The organism is uncultured Sanguibacteroides sp., from assembly GCF_900543425.1.
Lineage (GTDB): Bacteria > Bacteroidota > Bacteroidia > Bacteroidales > Marinifilaceae > Gabonibacter.
Genome location: NZ_UQRQ01000005.1, coordinates 157,709 through 179,587, shown reverse-complemented (window position 1 = coordinate 179,587; position 21,879 = coordinate 157,709). Strand labels below are relative to the sequence as shown.

General features: G+C 41.5%; 21 protein-coding genes. 11 read left to right on the top strand and 10 right to left on the bottom strand.

Translation table 11 applies throughout. The annotated features are described in order from the left end of the window. Positions 1–180: 180 nt before the first annotated feature. The 8 genes from QZR76_RS04365 to QZR76_RS04330 form a co-directional block, all read right to left on the bottom strand. On the bottom strand, positions 181–888 hold the full coding sequence (locus QZR76_RS04365; RefSeq protein ID WP_294140738.1) for a methyltransferase: 708 nt from the start codon (positions 886–888) through the stop codon (positions 181–183). Between the two features lie 79 nt (positions 889–967). After that, positions 968–1,375 (bottom strand): DUF5606 domain-containing protein, encoded by a 408-nt coding sequence (locus tag QZR76_RS04360; protein ID WP_294140736.1) that lies wholly within the window; start codon positions 1,373–1,375, stop codon positions 968–970. Between the two features lie 130 nt (positions 1,376–1,505). Beyond that, the gene (locus tag QZR76_RS04355; protein WP_294140734.1) at positions 1,506–2,228 is read right to left on the bottom strand and encodes a TerB family tellurite resistance protein; all 723 of its coding nucleotides are present in this window, start codon (positions 2,226–2,228) and stop codon (positions 1,506–1,508) included. 82 nt (positions 2,229–2,310) lie between these two features. Further along, on the bottom strand, positions 2,311–2,892 hold the full coding sequence (coaE, locus tag QZR76_RS04350) for a dephospho-CoA kinase (protein WP_294140732.1): 582 nt from the start codon (positions 2,890–2,892) through the stop codon (positions 2,311–2,313). Then, positions 2,892–3,902 (bottom strand): YbbR-like domain-containing protein, encoded by a 1,011-nt coding sequence (locus QZR76_RS04345; RefSeq protein ID WP_294140730.1) that lies wholly within the window; start codon positions 3,900–3,902, stop codon positions 2,892–2,894. Before QZR76_RS04345 ends, coaE begins: the two co-directional genes overlap by 1 nt. Before the next feature lie 153 nt (positions 3,903–4,055). Then, complete coding sequence (yajC, locus tag QZR76_RS04340; RefSeq protein ID WP_200889860.1) at positions 4,056–4,373, bottom strand: preprotein translocase subunit YajC; 318 nt, start codon at positions 4,371–4,373, stop codon at positions 4,056–4,058. A 16-nt stretch (positions 4,374–4,389) separates the two neighbouring features. Continuing rightward, a complete protein-coding gene (locus tag QZR76_RS04335; protein ID WP_294140728.1) occupies positions 4,390–4,848 on the bottom strand; it encodes a DUF1573 domain-containing protein in 459 nt (152 codons plus the stop codon). A 35-nt stretch (positions 4,849–4,883) separates the two neighbouring features. Further along, entirely contained in the window at positions 4,884–5,654 is a 771-nt protein-coding gene (locus tag QZR76_RS04330) for an AMP nucleosidase (RefSeq protein WP_294140726.1), read from the bottom strand. Between the two features lie 87 nt (positions 5,655–5,741). Between QZR76_RS04330 and QZR76_RS04325 the strand changes: the two genes are divergently transcribed. The 4 genes from QZR76_RS04325 to meaB all read left to right on the top strand — a co-directional run bounded on the left by QZR76_RS04325 (position 5,742) and on the right by meaB (position 10,360). Continuing rightward, entirely contained in the window at positions 5,742–6,956 is a 1,215-nt protein-coding gene (locus QZR76_RS04325) for an S-adenosylmethionine:tRNA ribosyltransferase-isomerase (protein WP_294140725.1), read from the top strand. Positions 6,957–6,984: 28 nt separating this feature from the next. Then, positions 6,985–7,428, top strand: a complete 444-nt coding sequence (locus QZR76_RS04320) for a type I restriction enzyme HsdR N-terminal domain-containing protein (protein WP_294140723.1) — start codon at positions 6,985–6,987, stop codon at positions 7,426–7,428. Between the two features lie 127 nt (positions 7,429–7,555). Next, the gene (locus tag QZR76_RS04315; RefSeq protein WP_294140721.1) at positions 7,556–9,061 is read left to right on the top strand and encodes a glutamine synthetase family protein; all 1,506 of its coding nucleotides are present in this window, start codon (positions 7,556–7,558) and stop codon (positions 9,059–9,061) included. 192 nt (positions 9,062–9,253) lie between these two features. Next, positions 9,254–10,360, top strand: coding sequence for a methylmalonyl Co-A mutase-associated GTPase MeaB (meaB, locus tag QZR76_RS04310; RefSeq protein ID WP_294140720.1), 1,107 nt, complete (start codon positions 9,254–9,256; stop codon positions 10,358–10,360). 67 nt (positions 10,361–10,427) lie between these two features. Here the strand turns inward: meaB and ppdK are convergent, their stop codons facing one another. Next, positions 10,428–13,160, bottom strand: coding sequence for a pyruvate, phosphate dikinase (ppdK, locus tag QZR76_RS04305; protein ID WP_294140718.1), 2,733 nt, complete (start codon positions 13,158–13,160; stop codon positions 10,428–10,430). A gap of 442 nt (positions 13,161–13,602) precedes the next feature. Between ppdK and QZR76_RS04300 the strand changes: the two genes are divergently transcribed. The 6 genes from QZR76_RS04300 to QZR76_RS04275 all read left to right on the top strand — a co-directional run bounded on the left by QZR76_RS04300 (position 13,603) and on the right by QZR76_RS04275 (position 19,761). Beyond that, positions 13,603–14,529: a TIGR01212 family radical SAM protein gene (locus QZR76_RS04300; RefSeq protein WP_294140716.1), complete on the top strand. Its 927-nt coding sequence runs from the start codon at positions 13,603–13,605 to the stop codon at positions 14,527–14,529. A gap of 73 nt (positions 14,530–14,602) precedes the next feature. After that, complete coding sequence (locus QZR76_RS04295) at positions 14,603–15,094, top strand: prolyl-tRNA synthetase associated domain-containing protein (protein WP_294140715.1); 492 nt, start codon at positions 14,603–14,605, stop codon at positions 15,092–15,094. A 189-nt stretch (positions 15,095–15,283) separates the two neighbouring features. Further along, positions 15,284–15,943 (top strand): aspartate kinase, encoded by a 660-nt coding sequence (locus QZR76_RS04290; protein ID WP_294140714.1) that lies wholly within the window; start codon positions 15,284–15,286, stop codon positions 15,941–15,943. A 204-nt stretch (positions 15,944–16,147) separates the two neighbouring features. Then, positions 16,148–17,473 carry a signal recognition particle protein gene (gene ffh, locus QZR76_RS04285; protein WP_294140713.1) on the top strand — a complete coding sequence of 442 codons (1,326 nt, stop codon included), beginning with the start codon at positions 16,148–16,150 and terminating at the stop codon, positions 17,471–17,473. Between the two features lie 67 nt (positions 17,474–17,540). Then, a complete protein-coding gene (folD, locus tag QZR76_RS04280; RefSeq protein ID WP_294140712.1) occupies positions 17,541–18,416 on the top strand; it encodes a bifunctional methylenetetrahydrofolate dehydrogenase/methenyltetrahydrofolate cyclohydrolase FolD in 876 nt (291 codons plus the stop codon). A 112-nt stretch (positions 18,417–18,528) separates the two neighbouring features. Continuing rightward, entirely contained in the window at positions 18,529–19,761 is a 1,233-nt protein-coding gene (locus QZR76_RS04275) for a spore maturation protein (RefSeq protein ID WP_294140710.1), read from the top strand. On the opposite strand, the gene QZR76_RS04270 is transcribed toward QZR76_RS04275, so the two are convergent. Continuing rightward, positions 19,743–20,333, bottom strand: coding sequence for a DUF4251 domain-containing protein (locus QZR76_RS04270; RefSeq protein WP_294140708.1), 591 nt, complete (start codon positions 20,331–20,333; stop codon positions 19,743–19,745). The two genes, QZR76_RS04275 and QZR76_RS04270, sit on opposite strands and share 19 nt — an antisense overlap. A gap of 467 nt (positions 20,334–20,800) precedes the next feature. Here QZR76_RS04270 and QZR76_RS04265 point away from each other — a divergent pair, with 467 nt between their 5' ends. After that, positions 20,801–21,538 carry a TonB family protein gene (locus QZR76_RS04265; RefSeq protein WP_294140707.1) on the top strand — a complete coding sequence of 246 codons (738 nt, stop codon included), beginning with the start codon at positions 20,801–20,803 and terminating at the stop codon, positions 21,536–21,538. The last annotated feature ends 341 nt before the right edge of the window (positions 21,539–21,879 follow it).

Below are 21,879 nucleotides of genomic sequence, written 5' to 3'. Positions count from 1 at the left end.
TTAATTACTAACTACTAACCTAAACATACAAACTTATGAAAAAAAACTGTGTCTTTTTATCTGTTTCTACATTACAAAGATAAAATGAAGGTAGTGATTAGATAGTTAACACTTCGTTAATCTTTTCTGTATAGAGATTTAAATCTGAGGGGAGAGGTGAAATAATTTAAAACGAAATGATTAGTCGTTCAGGTAAAAATCTACGGTTAGATTTTTGTAACTTTCATGGTATACATGTCTTTCTGTCTCAATGATTAACACTTCTTCCTGATAAAGAGTTTCCCGATCGGAAATCTGCATAAGCAAACGTTTGGGGGCTTTACCGGGGTTAGGTAAAACCTTCGTTAATTTGTTAATAAACCATTTTTGTGTCTTAATGTATCCTATGAAGTTCTCTGCTTCCGCTACCGGGAGAATAGCATAGAATAAACCACCCGGAAGTAAAAGTTTTTGTACGGCAATGAAAAGATCTTCATGAGATAAGGTCGTGCAATGTCTTGCTAAAGTTCGTTCCGGTAAAGGTGTAGGTGTCGAATGAATGAAAAACGGAGGGTTACATAAAATGGCATCGTAACCCTTTCCGGGAGAGAATTGCTGAATAGCTCCTAAGAAAAGTTTTATACGGTCGCTCCAGGGACTGTTGATGATATTTTCTTTTGCTTGGGAATAAGCTTCCGGGTCAATCTCGATAGCATGGACTTCTGCAATCGGATTACGTTGGGCAGCCATAAGAGCGATTAATCCACTTCCGGTTCCGATGTCGAGAATACGTTTTTTATCCCGGATGTCAGCCCATGCCCCGAGTAAAACTCCATCTGTACCCACTTTCATGGCACATTTTTCTTGATGGACGATAAATTGTTTGAACTGGAAATAAGAGTTACCCATAGTTTTGGCTGAAACTTTATGTAAAAAAGATGTTTAAAAAGTAGATTAGTGAGTTCTTTTTAAACATCTTTTAGAAGAATTACTTACTCTCTTCCTGCTTCTCTTCGTCGAATAGTAAGATATTTTTTTCCAATAAGAGGTTATACCACTGTAACATCTTTTTCATATCGGAAACGTATACCCGATCTTTGTCGTATTCCGGGATGATGGATTCGATGTAATCTGTAATTTTGGCGGAAGACTCTTTGTGGCTAATGGTCTGGCCTCCGTTTTCTTTTTCATAAATGCGCTTGAATACTTCTTTTAACGGCATATCTTCGTCCTCCGTGTATATGGAAATATCTTCCAAAGCAATAATTTTGGCATTGGAGTATGCCGGAAAACGTTTACCGTCAATTAATGATTCAACAATAAGGGCATTGGGGGTATTATTGATTAGCTTGTATAAACCCGGCTTCCCTGATATGGATAAAATCTCTTTTAACATACTTTGTTTTTTTGATGTGTTATAAATGAGGCTGCAAAAATACGAATCAATGTTTAAAAGTAAAAGTAAAAATAAAATATAATCGAAAGGAGGAAATAAAATGATAATTAGAAATGAAATTCACATGGCTTTATATACCTCGTTGTTTCTTTATTTTTTCATACGCTTGATTGATGGCCATGAACTTCTTTTCTGCAGCCTTACGTACGTCTTCTCCCAAATAGCTTACTTTATCCGGATGGTTCTCCATGGCCATTTTCCGGTAAGCTTTTTTGATCGTTTCATTGTCTGCAGACGGGTCAACTCCCAAAACACCGTAAGCTGAATTCAAATCGTCGTAATACATGGATTTTATGGATCGGTAAGTAGTGGAATCTACTCCCAACAAATCGGCAATCCGATCCAGTAACCCGATTTCCCGATTACATACATTTCCATCGGCCTTTGCCAATCCGAAAAGGAAATAGAGTAATTGAATCCGTGCGTGTATATTCATGTTCTGTCGAATCTGGATACATATGGGCTCGATCCTGATCTCTTTGTCCCTAATCTCTTTGATCATGGCCAACGCTTCCCGTTCTCCTTCCAATCCGAAATTTTCTCTAAAGAAGATTTTCACGTAATCCAATTCATTACGTGTGATTTTTTCATCGACTTTCATTAATGCGGTAGCCAATACGACCAGACTGCATAAGAAATCACCTCTTCCGGAGGTTGTGGGGCCTTCCTGTGTCGTTTTGATAACGGTTGGAGAGTCAAAAGCCGACCCGATAAAGAAACCAAATAATGCTCCGATAGGACCACCCATGGCAAATCCTAATCCTGCTCCTATCCATTTTCCGTATTTTCCCATAATATTGAGTATTGCAGAGGCCTCTATATTGTTATATTTTCTCGCAAAAATATAAAGTTTCCCGAACAATATGGCCCCTATTTTAAGCTTTTAGTTTTTTTACGATTTCAATGATTTGTTCCAAAAGACGGTCGGAATCGTTATTGTAGATGATAAAGTCGGATTGCAGGCATTTTTTCGCATCCGGTAGTTGATTGTCGATACGTTCTATTATTTTTTCCCGACCGACCATATCTCTTTTCATGGCCCGTTGGATACGGGTCTCCCGATTTGCCGTGACCGTGATTATATAATCGAAGATAGAAGTTAATCCGGCTTCAAAAAGGATTGCCGATTCAAAAAAAAGGAAGGGAGTGTTCTGTGCTTTACTCCATTCCAGAAAATCTTCCGTCACGACCGGGTGGACGATTTTATTGACTTGCTCGATCCTCTCTTTGTCATTGAATATGAGGGAGGCTAATTTTTTTTTATCTAATTCTCCCGTTAATAGGTAAATGGATTTTCCAAAGAGCGAGACCAGGGCCCTTTTTATTCCATCGTGGTGATTGATTAACCAGGAGGCTCTTGTGTCGCTAATATACACCGGATAACCGAGTGCTTGAAAAATATGGGATACGGTTGTCTTACCACTACCGATCCCTCCTGTCAGACCGATTTTCATCATCACCGTTTATTTGATTTTTTTTCAATAAGAAATTCTACCCGTTCAGGCGAGAAAGAGAGGTTTTGAATATAGGGCGGGTATTTCTCAAGTGTTACGTTTAAGGTTGTAGTACCTTTAGTGATCTGATCATAATTCACACTAAACCTGAAACTTGTATCCGTAACTTGATCGTATCGACTAAGTCCCACGTCGAACGTAACATCTATGATGCTGGGAAATAATCGCATTTGTAGAGAATCCGGTAAATTCTTTACGGTTAACGTCACGTTCTTTTTAGACTCGGTGAAACGTTCCACTTCGATCAGGATTTTTGCATTATCGTCACCCAGTTGAACACCGTGTATTTCTTCAAATGAGACATTTTTCGTGATATCTTTGGATAGATCTTTAAGGCGGACAGGGAGGGTGCGCACGTACCGGATCGTATCGATGACGGAAGCCGGACCGCTAATTGTTAATTTGTCGGGTTGCACGGATATCGGGTTTTTCAGCATGTATTGTTTTTTCAACGAATACTCCACTCGAGGTTGTACGGGTACGACCTTACTTTCGAACTTGGAGAATTGGAACTGTATGGTTTCCGGAGTGATATTCAATAGTTTGATGTCCGAATTTAATTGAGCGGCAATTCTGTCCTTAATGTCTGTCGTATTCAGGGTATAGTCCAGTATATCTTTCTTGTCGAGTACACCGTTACTGTAACTGTTCACGTTGAATACGATGGGTAAGAAAGAGGTTCCTATTTTATAGCGTAACAAGGCAAAACCATGAGCCCTGATCTCCAATGTCATCTCTTGCGGTAGCTCGGAAACAAGTAATTTTCCCTTGGGCATATCCGTGTATCGTATGGGGTATGTGATCTGTGTCACGTACTCCTTGTTTAACGTATTTAAAAACCACAATACCGTTGCAATGATGAGGCATACCCCATAAGTAATAATATTGCGTTTTAAATGCAGATGCTTCCGTTCTTTAAATAAATGACCGATTCTACCGAATAAATCACGCATGTTAATTGTAAATTGACAATTTTAAGTTGCAGATTGTAAATCGTAAATTTTAGATCGAACTATGTTATTAAGCGATCGAGTGATTATAAGTTAATAACTGATTATCAATCAATGAAATAATTTCAATTTACAATCTGCAAGAGTATTTGATTTTTATTTAGCCGGAACATCCGTCATGTCCTTGACGATGGCTTCTTTACTCACTTTTAATCTTGCCTGGCTTTCGACCTCGATAATGACCGTGAAATCATTGATCTCGACAATCTTGCCGAAGATACCGCCCGTGGTCATTACTTTATCTCCTTTTTGTAAGGATTCTCTGTATTTTCTGAGTTCTTTTTGTCTCTTCATTTGCGGCCTGATCATGAAGAACCAAAAAACGATAACAATCAGGATTAAAGGTAAAAATGACATCATACCACCGCCTTGGGTAGCTTGCGCTTGTAATGTTAACATGAAAATTGTGTTCATAGTTTACTGTTTTGTATTAATTTTTAATATTTGCCGTTATTTTTAAAGTAAAACTTTTTTCCGGAATGTTTGCAAAGATATGAATAACTTTGTATTGTTTACCCATTCGGCCGGAAGAGTTGAATTCAACCTCTATTTTTCCTTCTCCTCCCGGTGGAATAGGTTTTTTATCGTATTTGGGGATGGTGCATCCGCAACTGCTTTCCGTGTTGGTGATGATCAGATTCTTCGTACCCGTGTTTTTGAATTTGAACGTGTGTGTAACAATTTCTCCTTCTTGCATCTCACCGAAATTGAAATAAGGATCTTCTACTTGGACTTTGGCAAGAGTGTCCGTACTTTGAATCGTATCCGTATGCTGAGTGGTGATTGAATTTGAAATCGCATTTTCTGCCGTTTGCTTTCTCTCTTTATTGCTATTGCAAGAGTAAAGCAAGACGATACCTATCAATATATAAATGAAAAACCTCCCCATAATCCTTATTTTTGCAACGAAAATACGATATTAATTTAAAATATAAGATGCCTCATGGAATAATTTTTATCTTTGATATCATTCATCGTTTCAAGGCCGATATCAAGGTGTTGGCGAACGAAATTCTGAGTCACGATCTTGTCAGAGGCCGTTGTTTTGATACCGTCCGAGATCATGGGGCGATCGGAGATCAAAAGAAGGGCTCCCGTGGGAATCCGGTTTGCAAAACCCACGGTAAATATGGTTGCCGTTTCCATGTCGATGGCTAATGCGCGGGTTGTAATCAAATATTCTTTAAAACGATCGTCGAATTCCCATACCCGTCGGTTCGTCGTGTATACGACTCCCGTGTAATAGCTTCTTTGATTTTTAGTGATCGCTTTCGAACAAGCTTTTTGTATACTGAAGGCCGGAAGGGACGGAACTTCTTTGGGAAGGTAGTCGTTGGATGTACCCTCTCCTTTGATGGCGGCAATCGGCAAAATGTAGTCACCCACGAGATGCTTGGTTTTGAGGCCGCCGCATTTTCCCAGAAAGAGAACGGCTTCCGGTTCTATGGCGGACAATAAATCCAGAATGGTGGCGGCATTGGCACTTCCCATCCCGAAGTTGATCATGGTGATTCCATTACTGGAAACATTGGGCATGTTTTTGTCAATTCCGACGATTGGTGTTTGGAATTTTTCTGAAAAAAGTTCCAGGTAGTAATCGAAATTGGTTAGTATGATGTGTTTCGAAAACTCTTCTAAAGGACGCCCCGTGTAACGGGGAAGCCAGTCTTCAACGATATCTTTTTTTGTTTTCACATTCTCGATTTTTCAAATTATCTTTGTCCCTTCAAAATTAAAACAATATTATGGACGAAGAAAATTTTCGTCTGAAAATTTGAACGTATGTTAGAAGAGTTAAAAGGTATTCGCATAGAAGAGTATACGTATGATCTGCCGGATGAACGGATTGCTAAATTTCCATTGGAGAATCGGGATGCCTCTAAATTGTTGGTATATGAGGAAGGAAAAATCCGGGAACGTCACTTTAATGAAGTACCCGATATGCTGAATGCCGGACAGACTCTGATCTTTAATAATACAAAAGTTATTTATGCCCGTATCCTGTTTCAGAAAGTAACCGGTGCTGCCATCGAGGTATTTTGCCTTGAACCCTATTTACCTGCTGACTATGTCCAGAATTTTGCCGCCGTGAGAAGTTGCGAATGGAAGTGTATGGTCGGGAATTTAAAGAAATGGAAAGAAGGAATCATCGTATGTCGTTATCATTGGGATGGGGTAGAGGGACGATTGAAGGCGACCCGGGTGAAGCAAGAGGAAAATGATGTTATTGTTCGTTTCGAGTGGGATGATCCGATTAGTTTTAGCGAGGTGTTGGAGCATTGCGGTAAAATTCCTATTCCTCCTTATTTGAACCGGGATTCGGAAGAAAACGATAAGATTCGTTACCAGACCGTCTATTCAAAAAATGAAGGTTCTGTTGCGGCACCAACGGCGGGACTACATTTTAGTATATCCGTTTTGGATCGGTTACGGGCAAAAGGGATCATGATAGAGGAGTTGACTCTTCACGTGGGAGCCGGGACTTTTAAACCCGTGAAAAGCGAGACCATCGGGGAACATTCCATGCACACGGAGCATATTTCCATACAACGGGAATTGGTGGAGCATCTTTATGAGTATCCGGATGATATTATTGCCGTCGGAACAACTTCTGTTCGCTCGTTGGAAAGCTTGTATTGGATGGGGGTAAAGCGATTAGAGGGTGATAAAAATTTTAATATATTGGGGCAGTGGGAGGTCTATACTTTACCCCGGCATTACTCCTTACGGGAGGCTATGGCCTCTTTATTGCAATGGTACAAGGAACAGGATACTGAAATGTTAAAGGCGCAAACAACGATCATCATTGTGCCCGGTTACCGGTTTCGGGTGATATCCTCCATGTTTACTAATTTTCATCAGCCGCAGAGTACGTTATTGCTTTTAGTTGCCGCAGCCATCGGTGAGGATTGGAAAAAAGTATATCGGTATGCCTTGGAGCATGATTTCCGTTTCTTGAGTTACGGAGATAGTAGCTTTTTAAAGATAAAAGAGTAAATTTGTGTGATGTCTCATATATTATCCGATGAAAGAGTTATGCCTGCCTTCGTTCGATTATAAAGTGAAAAAGCAGCAAGGACAAACGCTGATTTTCGATGTCGTTCGCAAACGGTACGTCGTTTTGACTCCCGAAGAATGGGTGAGACAGCATTTTATTCATTTTCTGGTAACTTACCGGGGATTTCCCGTGCGATTGATTGCCGTGGAAAAAGAGGTGGAGGTGTGTGGGTTAAAACAGCGTTTCGATCTGGTTTGCTACGATCGACAAGGAAAACCTTATCTGATCGTGGAGTGTAAGGCCCCGACAGTACCTCTTTCACAAGTGGTTTTCGATCAGGCTTTTCGTTATAATCTTTCTGTTGCGGCTCGTTTTGTGGCTATTACAAACGGGTGTGAGCTTTATTGTGGAGAAATGACCGAGGAGAGAGAGTTTCGGTTATTGACCGATATCCCTTATTTTAATTCTTGATTTTTGTGTTTGCGAATACGTGTTTGAGCTTTTTCGTGTAATATTTTGACCTGCTGTAACATGATTGTAGTAACTTTTTTTTATTTTTACAGAGAAAGTTTATAAGTATTCACTAAATAACAGCGTTATGATTCCAGAATTTGCTTTGAATCCCGATCCGTTGGTGCAGTTTTTAGGAAAAATCCCCAAAGAGTTCACAAAGGCCGATATTATTCGTTACATCATAGAGAATGATATTAAAATGGTTAATCTAAGGTATCCAGGAGCTGATGGTCGTTTAAAAACATTGAATTTTATAATAAATAGTCTGGAACATTTGGACAGTATTTTGAGTTGTGGCGAACGGGTGGACGGTTCCAGTCTTTTCCCCTATATAGAAGCCGGTGCGAGTGATTTGTACGTAGTGCCTCGTTATCGGACCGCTTTCCATAATCCGTTTAGTGAGGTTCCTGCTATCGATATCCTTTGTAGTTTTTACACGAAAGACGGGAAACCGTTGGAGATGTCGCCGGAATATACTTTGAAAAAGGCACATGAGGCTCTTAAGGAGGTTACTGGAATGGAGTTTGAGGTGATGGGTGAATTGGAATATTATGTGGTGAGCAATAAAGAGGAACTTTTTTTGGCTTCGGAGCAGAAAGGATACCATGAATCGACTCCTTTCAATAAGGGGCAGGAGTTGCGAATGCTGGCAATGAAATATATAGCGGAAACCGGAGGTTTGATAAAATATGGACACTCGGAAGTAGGAAACTTCACGAAGGATGATTTGATGTACGAGCAGAACGAAATAGAATTTCTGCCGACGACATTGGAGGATGCTGCGGATCAATTGATGATAGCCAAATGGATATTAAGAACATTGGCTTATCAATATGGCGTGGATTTGACGTTTGCCCCGAAGATTACGGTCGGAAAGGCGGGAAGCGGATTACACGTTCATACTCGTTTGATGAAGAGGGGAAAGAATCAGATGATTGAAGACGGCGTGTTGACCGATAATGCTTTAAAGGCCATTGCCGGCTATTTGGATTTGGCTCCTTCGTTGACGGCATTCGGAAACACGAATCCGACCTCTTATTTCCGGTTGGTGCCTCATCAGGAGGCTCCGACTAATATTTGTTGGGGAGACCGGAATCGTTCCGTGTTGGTTCGCGTGCCGTTGGGATGGACAACCGGGGCGAATGAAATGGTGAAAGATGCCAATCCCCTGGAAAAGGTATCTCACGTGGATCATAGTGTAAAGCAGACGGTTGAATTTCGTTGTCCGGACGGTTCGGCCGATATCTATCTGCTGTTGGCCGGTTTAGCCGTGGCCGCCCGTCATGGTTTTGAAATGGAGAATGGCTTGGCCTATGCAAAAGAGCGTTACGTGGATGTGAATATATTCGATGAGGCGAATAAGGCCGTGGTCGACCGATTGAGTCAATTGCCGGCCTCTTGTGCCGAGTCTGCTGATTTTTTACAACAACAACGGGCTATATTTGAAAAATATGGTGTGTTTGCCCCTCGTTTGATTGATGGAACCATCGAGATGCTGAGAAAATACAATGATCGTACGCTGCGTCGGGATATAGGAGAGCATTCCGAAAAAATAATGGAATTGGTCAATCGTTATTTCTATTGCGGTTAAACAATGGACAATTGTAAATTTTAGATTGAGGAATTGGGATGGATATGCTTTAATCGTTCGTCTCTTCATTTATATTTGATTCTGTGATTCAGAGATTAAACTTGATGCTTTGAATCATGGAATCGTTTCGTTATTTTAATCGTCAATTTGCAATTAAAACTTTATCTTCGCGTAAAGGTTAATATTAAAGTTATGCAGCAAGATATAGAACATCCGGAGAACGATGCCTGTTATGAGGGACTGGCCGTGAACAAGGGGATAGAACAGCCCGATCCGGTGAATCCGGCTATCCTTGAAAGGTTAAAGCAGATCAGAAAAAAAACATTGACTACGGACGATTACGTGTCCGGTATTTTTCGGGGTGATATTAATATTTTAAGTCAGGCTATTACGTTGGTAGAGAGTGCCCGGGTGGACCATCAGGCATTGGCACAGAGTGTGATTAACCGTTGTCTACCGAATACGGGAAAATCCGTACGAATCGGTATTACGGGAGTTCCCGGTGCAGGGAAAAGTACTTTTATCGAGGCTTTCGGTAAGTTTTTGACAGCTCAGGGACATAAGATTGCCGTGTTGGCCATAGACCCGAGTAGCGAACGTTCCAAGGGGAGTATTTTAGGAGATAAGACCCGGATGGAAGAGCTCGCGTGTGATCCTCATGCCTATATCCGTCCTTCTCCTTCCGCGGGTTCGTTGGGAGGAGTTGCCCGGAAAACAAGGGAAGCCATGCTGCTTTGTGAGGCTGCCGGTTTTGATATCATTCTGATCGAGACGGTAGGAGTGGGGCAAAGTGAAACGGCGGTACACTCCATGGTCGATTTTTTCCTTCTGGTACAGATTGCCGGAGCCGGAGATGAATTGCAAGGAATCAAACGGGGAATAATGGAGATGGCGGATACCATCATTATTAATAAAGCCGACGGAAATAATATAACCCGGGCCGAGTTGGCAAAAGTACAATTACAAAATGCTCTTCATCTTTTTCCGCCTCACGAATCGGGAGTGGAGCCTCAGGTCATGACTTGTTCTGCTTACGAGAAAACGGGTATCGATAAAATATGGGAAAATATTCTGCATTATTGTAGTGAAACCCAACAGAACGGTTATTTTGAGCATCATCGGAGTGAACAAGCAAAATATTGGATGTATGAAACTATCGATGAACAGTTACGTAATCGGTTCTATCAAAGTCAGAAAGAGGCTATTAAAGACGCTGAACGAAGAGTACAGGATAACGAACTCAGCTCTTTTGCAGCGGCATTTCAATTGTTGGATAATTATTTTTCGGCCAATCATTAAGTAGTGGTCGTTATAAAAAAAGAGCCTGATTTAGCAGGCTCTTTTTTTATTTATAAATCTCGAAAATTTACTTCTCGGCATGCATGATAGCAGCTTGTGCGGCGGCTAAGCGTGCGATGGGCACACGGAAGGGAGAACAGGAAACATAGTTCATACCTACCTTGTCACAGAAAATGACAGAAGAAGGCTCTCCTCCGTGTTCGCCACAGATACCGACTTTCAGTTTTTTATTGGTAGAACGACCTAAGCGTGTTCCCATTTCAACCAAACGTCCCACTCCGTTTTGATCCAAGATCTGGAACGGATCGTTTTTCAGAATTCCTTTGTTGATGTATATCGGTAAGAATTTACCGGCATCGTCCCGGGAGAACCCAAATGTCATCTGTGTCAAATCGTTGGTTCCGAACGAGAAGAAATCAGCTTCTTCCGCGATCAAATCTGCCGTAATGGCTGCACGCGGGATTTCGATCATTGTACCGATCATGTATTCTACTTTTACGCCTTTTTCGATAAATACCAAGTCGGCTATTTTGCGAATAATGTCAGCCTGTAATTTTAGCTCTTTAACGTCACCTACGAGAGGAACCATGATTTCGGGACGGGGATCCAATCCTTTTAATTTCAGGTTGCATGCTGCTTCGATGATAGCACGAGCCTGCATTTCGGTAATTTCAGGATAGGTGTTTCCTAAACGGCAGCCGCGATGACCCAACATCGGGTTGAATTCGTGCAAGGCATCTACTTTTTGTTTTACCTCTTCAGCCGTAATACCCATTTCCCGGGCCATTTCGATCTGGGCCTCCAATTCGTTCGGGGTAAATTCATGCAAAGGAGGATCCAGCAAACGAACGGTTACTCCTAACCCGTCCATGGCTTCGAATATACCTTCGAAATCTCCTCTTTGCATCGGGAGTAATTTTTCCAAGGCGGCACGACGACCGTTTTCGTCATCAGCCAGGATCATTTCGCGAACGGCTTTGATACGATCTCCTTCGAAGAACATATGCTCCGTACGGCACAGTCCGATTCCTTTTGCTCCGAATGCACGGGCTACTTTGGCGTCATGCGGAGTGTCGGCATTGGTACGCACATGCATACGGGTATATTTTTCAGCGATCTGCATGATCGTACGGAAATCTTCCGAAAGTTCGGCCTCAACGGTCTCCACCCGTCCGAGATAAACTTCTCCGGTAGAACCGTTTAATGAGATCCAGTCTCCTTCATAAATGATCGTATCTTTTATAGAGAAACAACGTTTTTCGTAATCTACCACGATAGCTCCGGCTCCGGAAACGCAACATTTACCCATACCGCGGGCCACTACAGCCGCATGAGAGGTCATACCTCCGCGAGCTGTCAGAATACCCTCTGAAACATGCATACCTCTTAAGTCTTCGGGAGAGGTCTCTAAGCGAACCAGGATAACCTGTTCTCCTCTGTCTTTCCAGATTTCAGCCTCGTCTGCAAAGAATACGACCCGGCCGCAAGCTGCTCCCGGAGAAGCCGGAAGACCTTTTGTCAGAACTTTCGCTTTTGCTTTTGCTTCTTTATCGAATACCGGATGAAGTAATTCATCCAGTTTGTTCGGTTCCATACGGAGAAGAGCCGTTTTTTCATCGATTAGCCCTTCGTTCAACATGTCGACAGCCATTTTTACCATAGCCGTTCCCGTGCGTTTTCCGTTACGGGTTTGAAGCATCCATAATTTACCGTCCTGAATGGTAAATTCCAAGTCTTGCATATCGTGGAAATAATCCTCCAACTTTTGTTGAGTGGCATTGAGGTCGGCAAAAGCTTGCGGCATGGTTTCCTCTAAGGAAGGATAGAAACTGGCCCGAACTTCTTCGGTTATATTTTGTTGTTTAGCCCAACGACGCGAACCTTCAACGGTAATTTCTTGGGGGGTACGGATTCCCGCTACCACATCTTCTCCCTGGGCGTTGATCAAATATTCGCCGTTGAAAATATTTTCTCCGGTTGAAGCATCGCGAGTGAAAGCGACTCCGGTAGCGGAGCTATTTCCCATGTTCCCGTATACCATGGCCTGAACGTTTACGGCAGTTCCCCATTCTTCAGGGATTTGGTTTAGTTGGCGATACAGAATGGCACGCTCGGTCATCCATGAATCGAATACGGCGCAAATAGCTCCCCATAATTGCTCCCACGGGCAAGTAGGGAAATCTTTACCGGTTTTATTTTTAACGACCTCTTTGAAATTTTTTACTAAGACCTGTAAATCTTCTGTCGTGAAATCGGTATCGCTCGCGATGTTTTTTTCTAACTTTAATTTATCGATTTCGGCTTCGAACGGATCGTGCTCACCTTTGGCTGCAGCAACTCCCATGACCACACCGCCGTACATTTGTACAAAACGACGGTAAGAGTCCCATGCAAAACGAGCGTTACCGGATTTCTCGGCAACGATCTTAACCGCATCGTCATTCATACCCAAATTAAGAACCGTATCCATCATTCCCGGCATGGAAACCCGGGCACCGGAACGAACGGAAACCAAAAGAGGGAAGGCTTCGCCTTTTGAACCGAATTTGGCATTCATTAACTTTTCAGTTGCAACAATACCTGCTTTTACATCGGACTCGATTAGTTTTACAACAGCATCACGTCCTTCCTGATTGTAGAGCGTGCAAACTTCTGTCGTGATAGTGAACCCTGCTGGTACAGGAACTCCGATAAGATTCATTTCGGCAAGATTGGCGCCCTTACCTCCGAGCAAATTTTTCATGTCTGCCCGTCCTTCTGCTTTTCCGTCGCCAAAAGTGTAAACGTACTTCGTACTCATAATTCTGTTAGATTTTTCATTTGTCTCCTGCCTATCAGGAGACGATTATTTATATAGATCATTCTTCTGTTTCAAAACATTAACTCCGGAAAACGTCTGGCGCAACGGCAACCGGATTAGGGGTGCAAATATAATTTTTTTTATTTAATTCTGAAATAGCGTTTTATATTAAAAATTATGCAAACGTATGAGAATAAAAAAACTTCCACTTCTTTCCCATTTTTGGATGTAAATTTAGCTTTTTATTTTTAATTATTTTATGGAACTCGGAAAGCAAAATAATTCTAAGATGGAATGACTAAAAATAGAATTAATGTAGTATTATGATGAGTAAACATACTTTTTTTGATAAAAAATCACAAAAAAAGGAGTAGCTGTTAAATATTTAACAGAAAAAGTGTATTTTCGTCATTCGTAATAAATAGAATGAGATTGTTGTTAAATGGATGTGAAACAGAGAAGATACAGGGATTATCCGACATTCTTTAAAGCGTTATTTCGGGAACGGGTGCAAAAGCTCTCTCTTGATGGAGGGTTTACTTGCCCAAATCGGGACGGAACTAAAGGAACAGGAGGATGTACTTTCTGTAATAACGAGAGTTTTACGCCTGAATATTGCCGGTGTGCAGGGAGCATAGCCCGGCAGTTGGAAGAGGGGATCCGCTTTTTTGATGCGAAATACAAGGGGCAGAAATATTTGGCCTATTTTCAGTCTTACTCGAATACGTATGCACCGATAGATGTTCTGCGGAAGCGCTATGCGGAGGCTTTATCGCATCCGAAGGTAGTCGGTTTGGTAATCGGTACTCGTCCGGATACGGTTACCCCGGATATTTTAGATTATTTGGGAGAATTGTCTCGTGAAAGATATGTTTGCGTGGAATACGGTGTCGAATCGGTTCACGATGAGGTTTTAGGTCGGATCAATAGAGGACATGGTTTTGCCGAATCGGAATGGGCTATTCGGGAGACAGCTAAGCGAGGGATTGCGGTCGGTGCTCATTTGATATTCGGATTGCCCGGAGAGGGCCGGGAAGAGATGCTGACCGGAGCTATCCGGTTGAGCGAATTGCCGATACAGGTATTGAAATTGCATCAGCTACAAATAATAAAGGGAACTCGTATGGCTGAGCAATATGCAATGGATCCGAAAGCATTTCGACTCTATTCGTTGGAAGATTACCTGGAGTTCGTGGCGGATGTGATAGAGCGTGTACGACCGGATCTTTATTTAGAGCGTTTCGTGAATCAGGCTCCTTCGGATTACCTGGTTGCTCCTAAATGGGGCGTGAAGAATTTTGAGTTTGCGGCCATGCTGGAGAAACGCTTGGAAGAGAGAGATACGTGGCAAGGGAAATGGAGAGATTAGATGATTAAGAGATTAGATGATTATGTGATTTAGTGATTAAGAGATAAGGTGATTTTTTGAAATTTGTAATATAATGGTAGGACAAGAGAAAGTATATGAAACGTTGGCAGCGTTGGGGATTACATTTGATTATGTGGAGCATCCGGCGGCCCCGACCATAGAGCTTGCCAGACAATATTGGAAGAATCTGGACAGTACCCATTGTAAAAATTTATTTTTTCGGAATCATAAAGGAGACCGTCATTATTTAGTCATATTCGATTGTGACCACGATTTGGCCATTCATGATTTGGAGAAAAAGCTGCAACAGGGTAAATTGAGTTTCGCTTCGGAGAAAAGAATGGAGAAATACTTAGGTTTGCGTCCCGGTTCCGTGAGTCCTTTCGGGTTAATCAATGACGCTGAACATCATGTACATGTTTTTTTGGATAAGAATTTACAAAAGGCCCAAAAACTCTCTTTTCATCCGAATGATAATCGAGCCTCTTTGGCTGTAAAAGTAGGGGATTTTATCCGGTATATGGATCAAACCGGGAACGGTTACGAGTGGATAGAACTATATTAATTGTAGATTGACGATTGTGGATTAAAGGATTCTGAGATTAAGCGATTTAGAGATTGTGAGATTCAAATTGAATCACTGAATTCGATTGATCTAAAATCTACAATGAATATGTGGATTTTGTGATTAAGATTTAAACCTTATTGATATGACGAACCTTATGAATTTTATAAACTTTTTAGACTAATAAATATGTTAAGTGTAGCACAGGTTGTAGAAGATATCGTAAAGCATAAACCCTATCTGTCGGAGTCTTTAGCCATGGGGTTGATTAATATTTCGGCTTTGGCCCGGCAGATCAAATCAGAGGTGGAGGCGGCGTTGAAAAAGGAGGTTAATCCGGGAGCGATAGTTATGGCCTTGAATCGTTTGGCTCCCTATTTTCAAGTTCGGGAGCAGGTGCAGTTGAATAAATTGCTTAATAATATGGGAGATATCATATTGCGAAGTAATTTATGCGATTACACGTTTAAAAATTCCAATACATTGTTGGAGTGTCATATTCGGGTATTAAAAAATATTTCCCAAAAAGAGGAGGTTTTTTACACGATGGTACAGGGCGTGTTTGAGACGAATTTAGTTGTGAGCGATACGATGGAGACGGCTATCGATAACTATTTTAAAGGAGAGCAATGTATATTTAAACAAAGCGGTTTATCTTCCGTGACGCTAAAATTGCCTAAGGGAAATATCCTGCAACCCGGTTTCTATTATAGCATAATGAAAGAGTTGTCTTGGGAGGGAATTAACCTGACCGAGGTTATTTCTTCCACGAATGAATTTACGGTAGTTGTGGATAATTCTTTAATAGATAAGACGTTTGTAGTTTTAAAGAATATAAGCCGGAAATAAATAGAGAGATAAGAGTGTATAAAATGTATTTGTTTTATGTGGAAATAGATGATGTCGTGTTGTATTTTTAGTTTTTAACATTTAGTTTTTAGATTGACGGTTAAAATTACTAATTTTGCAAAGAATGAATAAGTAAAGAATTTAATAGAGAAAGACAGATGCAATCATGGCATTTTTCAATTTCCAAATTTCAATTAATAGCATATGTTTGAGAATCTATCCGAAAGATTAGAAAAGTCGTTTCAGATTTTAAAAGGACAGGGGAGAATAACAGAAATTAATGTGGCTGAGACCCTGAAAGAGGTGAGACGTTCGTTGTTGGATGCCGATGTAAACTATAAAATTGCGAAGGAATTTACCAATACGGTAAAAGAGAAGGCTTTGGGCATGAACGTGCTCACGGCTGTGAAACCGGGGCAGATGATGGTAAAGATCGTGCATGACGAGTTGATTCAGTTAATGGGAGGGACCCATGTTGATATCGATATAAAAGGAAATCCGGCTATTATCCTGATGTCCGGGTTGCAGGGTTCCGGTAAAACCACTTTTTCCGGGAAGCTGGCCAATTTATTGAAAACCAAAAAGGGGAAGAATCCCCTGTTAGTTGCCTGCGATGTCTATCGTCCGGCTGCTATCGAGCAGTTAAAGGTGTTGGGCGAACAGATCGGTGTTCCAGTATATAGTGAAGAAGGAAATAATAATCCCGTGCAGATTGCTTTAAATGCCATAAAACAGGCAAAAGCGACAGGGCGGGACGTGGTTATCGTCGATACGGCGGGACGTTTGGCTATCGATGAGCAGATGATGAATGAGATTTCTGCTATTAAAAAAGCGATAGAACCTAATGAAACTTTGTTCGTGGTGGACGCTATGACCGGTCAGGATGCCGTGAATACGGCTAAGGAATTTAACGATCGGTTGAATTTTAACGGTGTTGTCCTGACGAAGTTGGATGGCGATACGCGTGGTGGTGCTGCTCTGTCAATCCGTACGGTGGTGAATAAACCGATTAAATTTGTCGGAACGGGAGAGAAGTTGGAAGCTTTGGATGTTTTCCATCCGGAACGTATGGCCGACCGTATTTTGGGTATGGGAGATATCGTTTCGTTGGTAGAGAAAGCCCAAGAACAGTTTGATGCGGAAGAAGCCAAGAAATTACAGAAAAAGATTGCTAAGAATCAATTTAATTTTAATGATTTCCTGAGTCAGATTCAGCAAATCAAAAAAATGGGTAATATAAAGGATTTGGCATCTATGATTCCCGGCGTGGGGCGTGCTCTGAAGGATGTAGATATTGATGATGACGCTTTTAAAGGAGTGGAAGCGATTATTTTTTCCATGACACCTCAGGAACGGGAGAACCCGGAACTGCTCAATGGTTCTCGCCGGAAACGTATAGCCATGGGAAGTGGAACGACCATTCAGGATGTAAATCGTTTGTTGAAACAATTCGATGAGTCTAAAAAAATGATGCGGATGTTATCTAAAGGTGGAAAGATGATGGGAAATGCCGCCATGAGAAAAAGATAATATTGATTGACAAAAGATTGAACAATTAATAATTTGCAATTTGCAATCTACAATTTACAATTAAAAGATGGAGATTATTGACGGAAAAAAAGTTTCGACGCAGATCAAAGAGGAGATTGCCGAAGAGGTAGCTCGTTTGGTTGCAGAGGGAAAGAAGATTCCCCATTTGGCTGCTGTTCTGGTAGGCAATGACGGGGCGAGTGAAACCTATGTGGCTAATAAGGTAAAAGCTTGTCAGGCCGTGGGAATTAAAAGTACCGAATTAAGATACGGCAGCGATATTACCGAAGAACAATTATTGGAGGTGATCCGGCAATTGAATGAAGATTCGGATATTGACGGTTTTATCGTGCAACTCCCTTTACCGAAACATATTTCCGAAGAGAAGGTGTTAAATACGATTCATCCCGATAAAGATGTGGATGGATTTCACCCGTGTAACGTGGGTAAGATGGTATTAGGGTTACCGACTTACCTTCCGGCAACTCCGGCCGGGATCATGGAACTGCTGGCCCGTTATGACATCGATACGGAAGGAAAGCATTGTGTCGTCGTGGGACGGAGTAACATCGTTGGAACCCCGATGGCCGTGTTGATGTCCCGTAAAGCAAAACACGCGAATTGTACGGTAACCATGTGTCACAGCAGAACATCTAATCTGAAAGAGATTACCCGGCAAGCCGATATTCTGATTGTTGCCATAGGTGTTCCTCATTTTATCACGAAAGATATGGTACGAGAGGGATGCGTTGTGGTAGACGTGGGGATCCATCGTATTCCTTCTGAAACGACTAAAAGCGGCTGGAAGTTAGTCGGAGACGTCGATTTTGAGCAGGTTTCCCCCTTGTGCTCGTATATCACTCCGGTTCCGGGAGGCGTGGGACCTATGACTATCGTTTCTCTTTTGCAGAATACGATCAAGGCTTGTAAGGCAAAACATTAATAATACGGATAAAGAGATTTTGTGATTAGGATATGAAAGGATGTTGTGATTCAACCCGATCGCTCAATCACCTAATCTCCAATCACCTAATCACTCAATCATCCAATCGCCTATGGTTCTCAACTATATTTGGATTTTTTTCTTTGGGGTAGCTTTTGTCGTGGCTCTTTTCAAATTGTTGTTTGATGGGGATACGGAAGTGTTTGCATCCATTGTTAAAGCTACCTTTGATATGTCCAAAACCGGTTTTGAGATATCGTTGGGATTGACAGGGGTGCTGACTTTGTGGATGGGGATTATGAAAATCGGAGAACGGGGCGGGGCGGTAAAGGTTATGTCGTGGATCATCAATCCTTTTTTTCGGCGTTTATTCCCGGAATTGCCTCCGGATAGTCCGGCTTACGGTTCGATTATGATGAATATTGCCGCTAATATGTTGGGATTGGATAATGCGGCAACTCCGGTCGGGTTGAGGGCGATGCAGCAGATGCAGGAAGCGAATCCTCGTAAAGACCGGGCCTCCAATGCTCAGATTATGTTTCTGGTGTTAAATACCTCCGGGTTAACCATTATTCCGGTCTCTATCATGGTCTACCGGGCCCAGTTGGGAGCCGCCAATCCGGCGGATATTTTTATTCCGATTCTTCTGGCGACTTATGTTTCGACTTTGGTAGGACTTGTTGCCGTTGCCTTGTATCAGCGTATTAATTTGTTCGATCGGGTGATCATGGCTTACCTGATCGGGGGAACTGCTTTGGTAGCCGGTATTATCTGGTATTTTTCAGGATTGGATAAAGAGACGCTGACTGAAGTTTCTTCCTTGGCAAGTAATGTGATCTTGTTTTCTATTATTGTCGCTTTTATCGCCATGGGAGCCTGGAAGCGGATTAATGTTTACGATGCTTTTATTGACGGTGCGAAAGAGGGCTTCTCTATTGCCGTTAAAATAATTCCTTATTTGATTGCGATTTTAGTCGCTATTGGCGTTTTTCGTGCTTCGGGAGCGATGGATGCCATTATGGATGCCTTGAAATGGGGGTGTGAGGCTTGCGGGTTCAATTCTGATTTTGTCCCGGCTTTACCTACCGCTTTGATGAAACCGTTGAGCGGGAGCGGGGCAAGGGGATTGATGATCGATACTATGAATACCTTTGGGGCAGATTCGTTTGCCGGACGATTGGCTTGTGCCTTTCAGGGGGCTACGGATACTACTTTTTATATTATTGCCGTTTATTTCGGGGCCGTCGGTATAAAAAATACCCGTTACGCCATTCCCTGCGGTTTAATTGCTGATCTGGCAGGAGTTATTGCGGCTATTGTCATGGCTTATATTTTCTTTGTCTGATTATTAGAGGATAATTCCCTACTTGCACTCTGTTCCCTTTTTTTCAGCGGGTAAATATTCCCCGTATAGCTGATCGGGTAACGTTTCTGATCGTTATAATAGAGATAACAGGTTCCGTTATAACGAATGTCCAGGTGTAAAAACAAGATATTGTCTTTGGTTAAAATACTGATTTGATAGGCGATACTCTTTTTGTTTCCGTGTGGAAGTATTTTTACTGTTCTCGAGAAAAGAATGTAGTTAAATCGAAGAGAGTCTTGTCCCGGTCTCGGAACCCAATGGCTGCCGTTGCCGAAATAGGGTAATCGTCCGCTAATCAATGAATCCTGAATCTCTAAATAGCATTGTTCTGGATCAATGGCAACATTAGGGCCTTCCAATGGAGTGGCAACGAAGGTTTGTCCTGTCGGGGTGGCCATAAAAAAACGTATCATAAACCGGTCGCTGTTGACTAATTGAAATGTTTTCTGAAATTCCGCTTCGAACCGATCGCTCCTTTTCTGACCCGAGGAAAAAGAGGGGTAGAGATAGAGTAGTATGGTAATATAAATAAACGGTAGATAATTTTTCATGTGTTTTGTTTTTGTAGAATATGTTGTCTCTTTCATGGTTATGACTATTTTGAATGAATTTACGTTTGTAGGAATAAAAAGTTTGATCGAGGATGATTTTTTCATTGTTAACTCAGGAGGCTCTATTTTTAATCTTTTGGGGGAGGCAAGTGTCGGAGCGATTATTTTAATGCTCTTCCGAATATCTCTCTGTTTGTTTTTTATTCTACCGTATTACAGTAAGATATGTGATTTTTGTTTACGAGATATCGCCTATGGTGTCTCTTATTTTTACGTGTGTTTCTTATTTTAATTTAAGAAAAAGTTAAAATAATTTGGATAATTACGAATATTTCATAGGTTTGCGGATAAATCATAATAAAAAGGTATGGAAAAACATACCGGTATCATTGGCTTCGTCTTTCTTGCCCGTCTGGTGTGAATCAGATAGTTGATAATTTTAATGTTGCATCTTAAAAAAGCGAATTATGATGATGAATAAAAAAAGAACTTCCAGGGTGGGAATGTTCGGGTATCTATTGTTACTTCCGATAATTTTTTTGTTGATTTCGTCTGTCGACGTACAGGCTACGTTACGTTTAAACAGTAGTCTCGTAAGCGGTTCCGTAAACGATACAACGGGGCAAATCGTGACAGGTAAAGTAATGGACGAGAGAGGGAAACCTTTGGAGGGTGCCGTCGTATTGATCAAAGACAGGAGTATCGGGTGCCGGACGGATTGTAAGGGTAGGTTTTCTATCAAAGCGAATTCGAATGATATCTTGTTATTTTCTTATGTCGGAAAAGAAATACGGAGTATACCTGTTACTCAACGGAAGATCATGAAAGTTCGTTTGCATAACTCCGTTTTAGTCTTGGAAGATTCTCATCCGATCTCTTGTTTGAAAGAGAATTCGGAAGAGGTATTCGAACCGGTTGAGGTAATGCCGGAATTTCCCGGAGATTTGTTTCAATGGGTTGCCGAACATATAAAATATCCTGAGAAGGCGTATGAAGAAAGGATAGCAGGAGAAGTGCAGGTCTCTTTCGTTGTGGATCAAAAGGGAAAGGTAAAAAGAGTTAAAGTGGTTCAACCCGTAAATGCCCTATTGGATCGGGAGGCCGTTCGAGTTGTAAAATCAATGCCCGTGTGGAAACCGGCGAAACAAAGTGGAAAAGAGGTGGAGATCGAGTGCCTGATTCCCATAAACTTTTTGTTGAAATAAGACGAGAATCTATTTGAAATGAAATATTCGGTTAAAACGTTGCCTATTCGGACAACGTTTTTTTATTACCTGTAGGGTAATTAACATAATATAAATATTATTATAACAACTCTTGTCGTGTGATTGAGGGAGTTTGGGGTCTTGTAAGTAAAAAAATCATTTTGAGGTGTAACATTCGAAGAGGGCTGTGCGTCTTATAATAAAGTGTATAAGAAAAAGTTGTATGAATTTTCATCCTGTTGAAGGTGTCGTTTTTTGCGAGGTAAAAATGCTGTTATATGGCTGGATTTTTGGAATGTTGTTTTTCTTGTTCCTTTTTGATCGCTTCTTGGCAATGGTTT